Source organism: uncultured Anaerovibrio sp. (assembly GCF_947302755.1).
In the GTDB taxonomy this organism is placed as follows: Bacteria; Bacillota; Negativicutes; order Selenomonadales; family Selenomonadaceae; genus Anaerovibrio.
Window position 1 is genome coordinate 1 of the sequence record NZ_CAMYWM010000142.1, and the last position, 6103, is coordinate 6103.

The 6103-nt window shown below is 46.4% G+C and carries 6 protein-coding genes, 1 tRNA gene, 1 rRNA gene and 1 other RNA gene; all 9 read right to left on the reverse strand.

Annotated features, from left to right (window positions below; all coding sequences use genetic code 11):
* A 16S ribosomal RNA gene (locus Q0Y54_RS11115) occupies window positions 1-232 on the reverse strand; the annotation flags it as partial.
* Window positions 233-908: 676 nt separating this feature from the next.
* Window positions 909-1130, reverse strand: coding sequence for a pro-sigmaK processing inhibitor BofA family protein (locus Q0Y54_RS11120; RefSeq protein ID WP_297967807.1), 222 nt, complete (start codon window positions 1128-1130; stop codon window positions 909-911).
* Between the two features lie 54 nt (window positions 1131-1184).
* Entirely contained in the window at window positions 1185-1781 is a 597-nt protein-coding gene (gene recR, locus Q0Y54_RS11125; RefSeq protein WP_297967809.1) for a recombination mediator RecR, read from the reverse strand.
* A gap of 3 nt (window positions 1782-1784) precedes the next feature.
* Window positions 1785-2120 carry a YbaB/EbfC family nucleoid-associated protein gene (locus tag Q0Y54_RS11130; RefSeq protein ID WP_297967812.1) on the reverse strand — a complete coding sequence of 112 codons (336 nt, stop codon included), beginning with the start codon at window positions 2118-2120 and terminating at the stop codon, window positions 1785-1787.
* Between the two features lie 90 nt (window positions 2121-2210).
* Window positions 2211-3941 carry a DNA polymerase III subunit gamma/tau gene (dnaX, locus tag Q0Y54_RS11135; RefSeq protein ID WP_297967815.1) on the reverse strand — a complete coding sequence of 577 codons (1731 nt, stop codon included), beginning with the start codon at window positions 3939-3941 and terminating at the stop codon, window positions 2211-2213.
* Window positions 3942-4053: 112 nt separating this feature from the next.
* An RNA gene (gene ffs, locus Q0Y54_RS11140) (signal recognition particle sRNA small type) lies at window positions 4054-4153 on the reverse strand.
* A gap of 61 nt (window positions 4154-4214) precedes the next feature.
* A tRNA-Ser gene (locus tag Q0Y54_RS11145) sits at window positions 4215-4304 on the reverse strand.
* Window positions 4305-4616: 312 nt separating this feature from the next.
* Entirely contained in the window at window positions 4617-5465 is an 849-nt protein-coding gene (locus Q0Y54_RS11150; RefSeq protein ID WP_297967820.1) for a hypothetical protein, read from the reverse strand.
* Window positions 5455-5841, reverse strand: coding sequence for a response regulator (locus Q0Y54_RS11155; protein WP_297967824.1), 387 nt, complete (start codon window positions 5839-5841; stop codon window positions 5455-5457). The genes Q0Y54_RS11150 and Q0Y54_RS11155 overlap by 11 nt, the downstream gene beginning before the upstream one ends.
* Between the last annotated feature and the right edge of the window lie 262 nt (window positions 5842-6103).

A 6103-nucleotide genomic window follows, 5' to 3' on the forward strand; every position in this document is an offset into this window, starting at 1 on the left:
CCCATCTGAAGGGCAGGTTGCCTACGCGTTACTCACCCGTTTGCCACTAGAGTCCATGTCTAACACTCAACCACTAATTCCCGCAGGGATACCTCATCCGCCCTTCGGGCACCTTCCCCAGAGGGGAAGGCTACATCAGTAGCTCAGTGTTAAACATGTCCTCCCGTTCGACTTGCATGTGTTAAGCACGCCGCCAGCGTTCGTCCTGAGCCAGGATCAAACTCTCCAAAAAAAATTATTTTGAAGAACCTGAATGGCTCTTAAAGTTTTAGAATTACCTTTTAATAAAGGAATTTCATAGTTTTGCACAAACTATTATGTATGTTAGCAATATCCAATCCTGTGAACGTAACCCTAGCCGTCAACATCAACCAATCAATTTCGTCCAAAGGACTCATTTCTTGGGATGTTTTGGCATGGGCAACATTCGCCATTCGCTACAGTTGCAAGCAACTTAGCTCATGGATGTTGCTCCAATCCATCTGGCTTGAATCATGTGTGCATGATTCCTGTTGCATTGTTTAGTTTTCAAAGAACACCCTCGCTTGTTATTTTGTCGCAATACTGTGTTGCTTCCTCCTCACCTTCCGTCAACGTACGCTTTATGTACGTTTCGGTCAGGTTCGTCGTTGCGCCTTGTCTTGCAACAAAATCCCTTCGCGAATTACTCTTTTCTGGGAATATTAATCAATATCCCAACGCTTTCTCAGAAGCTTTTGCTTCGTGAGTCAGCTTATTTAGTATATCTCTTTCAATGTAGTCTGTCAAGAACTTTTTTATTTTTTATTTTTACATATCTTTTCAGATTACAAGGATACACTACCCTATCGCCCTTGCTGTCCATCTCTGCGCTATTGGCGACGACTTGACCTATATTACATGGTTTTTTATCAAAAGTCAATCCTTTTTTAAATTATTGATGAAATTATGTATACTACGACACTGGCAATCAAGGCGTTGACCACATTCATCTCAATCCCCATGCCAAAAAGATTTACCACCCATATGGCGGCTGAGCCAACGATTAATCCCACCACAATATTTTTTATGATTTTAAATGGCAGTGCTATCAATTTGCCTATAATATAAACACAAACTGCCAACAGTACAAATCCAATAAAAGTAAGCATTTCTTCCTCCACAATACAATTTGCAGGCTGACCCGGGCCAGCCTGCAAACACAGCTACAATTCAATTCGGTTTTCCATGGCCCTGGACAGGGTAACCTCATCAGCATATTCCAGATCCCCGCCCACCGGCAAGCCGTGGGCAATACGGGTCACCTTAACGCCAATTGGCTTTAGAAGCTTTGCAATATACATTGCCGTTGCCTCCCCCTCCACGTTGGGATTGGTGGCCATAATAATTTCCTTGACCCGGTCATCCTGAAGGCGATTCAGCAACTCCTTTATCCTGAGATTTTCCGGGCCAATTCCCTCCAATGGGGATAAGGCACCATGCAGCACATGGTATACCCCCTTAAAATCCCTCATCCGTTCCATGGCAGCCACGTCCTGGGGCTGCTCCACCACGCAAATAAGGGAATGGTCGCGGGCCTCAGATTTACATATACGACAGGGATCCTCGTCACTTAAATTGAAGCATATCCTGCAATAGCCAATTTTTTCCTTGGCACGCATAATGGCCCCAGCCAGCCCCCGTGCTTTTTCCATGTCCATATCCAAAACATGATAAGCCAGGCGTACAGCTGTTTTATTTCCAATACCCGGCAAGGCCCGGAAATGCTCTATTAATTCTGCCAAGGGTGCTATATACTGCATAAATCAAAACATTCCAGGAGGCAGACCCAGACCACCGGTAAGCTTGCCCATCTCACTGGTCATCATTTCATCCACCTTCTTGGAAGCCTCGTTGAAAGCCGCTGCCAACAAATCCTGAAGCATCTCTACATCCTCCGGATCCACTGCTGCCGGGTCAATGACAATCCCCTTAACTTCCTTTTCACCGTTCATGGTAATCTTTACGGCACCGCCGCCTGCAGTTACATCTACTGTCTTTTGCTTCAGCTGCTCCTGCATTTCTGCCATCTGCTTTTGAAGCTTCTGCACCTTTTTCATCATGCCATTCATATTGTTCATGCCGCCCATACCGCCAAACATTATTTATTCCTCCTTAATAATATCCAAAAATATTTGTAAACATCATACGCTAATGCTATCAAAATATGGTTTATGCGTCAAATTCAAAATCTACTGAATATCCTCCCTATGAACAAAACCGTCCCCAAACACCTCCACGGCCTTATCAAGATTTTCTCTAGCGTCCTCCGTCAATTCACTGATGCCAAAATCCTCATCCGTAGGCGGTGGAACATCCTCCTGAATAGCCCCCTTACGGGGTGTGGGTTCAGGAACCGCCTCCAACTCCTGACACATGAGACTCAGACCGAGACCGCTGACAGCATTGAAGGCCTCCTCCAGATTGCGCCTGTAAAGCCGCTCCAAAAGCCCCTTGATAACCCCCTTGGGGCTCCCCAGCACAAAATAAGACTCATTCATTCCCATAAAGCTGCAGTTCTGAATACAGGCCATAACCTGATCCTTACCATTGGTTCTAAGGTAATTCAGGGTTTTATCCCAAAGCTCCAAGCCATCTTCGGTGGTACGTACCCCTGCAGGTGTTGGTGTGGAGGTTGGTGCCGCAGAGACTTGAATGGCCTGCTTTTGGGGGACATTGCCGGCAGCCATGTTGGAGGAAGCATTACCGCCCAAGGCTGCACCGTTTTTTATCATTCCCATCACCTGGGCCAGCTTGGCCTCCAGCTGGGCAATACGCCCATCCTCCGCCGGAGTCTGTGCCACCTGTCGGCTTGATGGCGATGAAGCATTTATACTGCTTTCCCGCTGACAAATTTCCAGCAATGCGGCCTCCAGGGCAATTCGCGGCTGAGGGGACCATTTCACTTCGTTGACAGCCTCATGAATGCGCCGTATTATCCAGACAATCTGTTCCTGGGAAAAGCCGGCTGATTGTTTTTTCAGGATCTCATCCTTTTGACTATAATAATCTATGCCATCCACCATACCGGCGGCCTTAAAAATCATCAGTCCCCTGAAATGGAGTCCCAGCTCCCCCAGAACCTGCTGCAGGTCCTTGCCGCTGCGAATGATGTCATCCACCATTGCCAGAACCTCTGCCCCATTGCGTGCCTGCAGGGCCGAAACCAGCTTATCCAGCCATTCCTTGCCCACCAGTCCCAGCAGCTGCTGAACCCGCTCTATGGTCAGCCGTTGTTCAGAAAGGGCAATGCACTGATCAAGAATACTCAGGGCATCCCGCATACCGCCATCTGCCTTCACCGCAATCATGCGCAGGGCATCCTCCTCAGCCTCAACCCCCATATCCTCCACCACCATGTTAAGACGGCCAAGGATATCATCAACGGTTATTCGCTTGAAATCGTACCGCTGGCACCTGGACTGAATGGTGGCAGGCACCTTATGAATCTCGGTGGTTGCCATGATAAACACCACATGGGCAGGAGGCTCCTCCAAAGTCTTCAGCAGGGCATTAAAGGCCTCTGAGGTCAGCATGTGAACCTCATCGATAATATACACCTTGTACCGTCCGCTAACCGGCGCGAACTTAACATTTTCCCGCAAATCCCGAATGGCTTCTATACCCCGATTGGATGCCGCATCAATTTCAAATACATCCATGGAATTTCCCGCATTAATGCGTTGGCAAGCCTCACATTTATTGCAGGGCTCCACCGTCGGCCCCTGTTCACAATTCAGTGCCTTGGCCAAAATCTTTGCCGTACTGGTTTTACCGGTGCCCCGGGGACCAGTAAACAAATAGGCATGACCTATTCTGCCGGTTTTAATGGCGTTTGCCAGGGTACGACTGACGTGGTCCTGTCCCACCAGATTGGCAAAATTATCCGGACGCCATTTTCTGTACAAAGCCTTGTAAGCCATATGACCGCACCTCCTAAACATACATGGATATTATACCATACCAGCCTATTTTTCGGCATAAAAAAAGCCTTACCAAAACTGGTAAGGTAAAGTCTTTCCAACATTGGGCCACAGTACCCAGGCTACCTCACGGCACAGACAACGATTCACTTATCGCTGCTTCCTTCCGGACCTGACGAGGTTCATGAGGCTGCCTTGCGCGAGACCAAGACACTGCGGTCCAATCTTAGAAAGACCGCTTGTAAAAAATCAACTTATTTACAGATATAAAAATGGCGGAGAGTGAGAGATTCGAACTCTCGGTACAGTAACCCGTACACACGCTTTCCAGGCGTGCTCCTTCAACCACTCGGACAACTCTCCACTGTTTGAATTAGTATAATACTATTCAGTTGCTGTCGGCTCATCACGACGAAAATTATTGTAACAAACGCCAAGACGCTTGTCAACAATTTTTTCAAAAATTTGAGCCACAATAAGACCAACCACTAGCCGACACAAGCGGAAGGCCCCTTACCCAAGGCCAAGGGGGTGCCAATACGCCCTTTCATAAGACAGCATAACCACCCGCCAAACACCGGCTAAATTCCGGCTAAATTCAGATGGAGCACAAAGCCCCACCTGAACTAGCCTTCATTTTGTACAAAAAACCTTAACACATCTCGTGCATAAATGCTAATAAATGAAGTCATCCTCTGCCAGATACAGTACAAAGGAGCCAAACTCAGTAACTATACGCACAGCTACCAGGCTGCTGGCCATAGGACATGCACTGCGGCCGATTTTCGGCATATCCAAATCCATATCCACAGCCTTCACAGACTGCTCCACGATATACAATCCATTTATAACATTCATGAACTCTGCCAGACTATCCTCCGCCATTTCGTCTACCTCCGGAAAGGCCTCATCGCTATAACGCTCTGCCATTTCCAAAAAGACATCACTCTTGCTTAGAATAGCTGCTGACAACGAAAGTGCGCCTCCCATGCTCTGGGAAACGATAATAGAATCCTCAATAACGGGCTCGGCCGGTTCTGTAACCACCACTGCATCCGTATTCATAAACCGTTGAAGGGCTCCCACAAAGAGCTCAGCATACTCACCGTAAACCTCACCCACAGGGTTCAAATCGTCATAGGTACTGACAATTTTCTTTACCGCAGCCACAACAGGATGAACCTCTTCCTCGCCGCTCTCCCTGAAGCAACGGTTCAAGGTCTTAAGGTCAGCCAGCCTTTCATCCAGCACAACCTGGGCCATACGGGCAGACCGGCTTGGGACCTCATTTTGTAAAGCTTTAATCTGGTCATCGGATAATATGCTCTTATCCGTCAATGCCTTGGTCAAATCCTCCATACCTGTCAGCTCATCAATTTGCTCATCAGACAGCAAGCCCTTTTCCACTGCCAATATCGGCAGCTGAGGAACAGCATTGGTTGATTTGGGCATTATATGACCGATGTTGCTTATTTCCAAAACACCGGCATTTAACAAATACTGCGAAAAGTATCTATTTCCCATTTTCCTCAACCTTTCTGCGGATTCTCTCAACAGCCTGTCTAATTTGGTCAGAAGTATATGGCTTCTGAATGAAATCCAAGGCGCCCAGCTCCAAAGTTTCCTTCAGCTTCTGGGACGTTCCTGCAGACGAAAGCATGATAATAGGAATTTCAGGATTAACTTCTTTTATTACCTGGAGAGCCTCAATACCACCGACTTCAGGCATAACGATGTCAAGAATAACACCATCAGGCTGCTCCTGAAGATCCTTCATAATGGCTTCCTTACCATTTTCTGCTTCTATAACTTCACAACCGAGCAATTCAAGCTCAGCACGAAGCTTTTTTCTAAGCAGCTTTGAATCGTCAGTAATAAGAATCTTTAATTTATCAACCATGTATGCCACCTCCCTTTCCCTGCATATACTTTTATTATAACCCACTTACTCAAATTTTCCCACACTTATATGGTAAATTATACCATCGCGTATCAGTACAATTTGATAGCTTAAGTCAATTTATAGAATTCTCTATAATTGGAAAATTTCCTGCTGACTTGCGTTAAAATAAATCATTTTTTACCTAAAAAAATGCAAAAAACTGTAAGATAAAATGATAACTTATTCAGGTGGAGTTTTAACTCCATCTGAATTTAGTTGA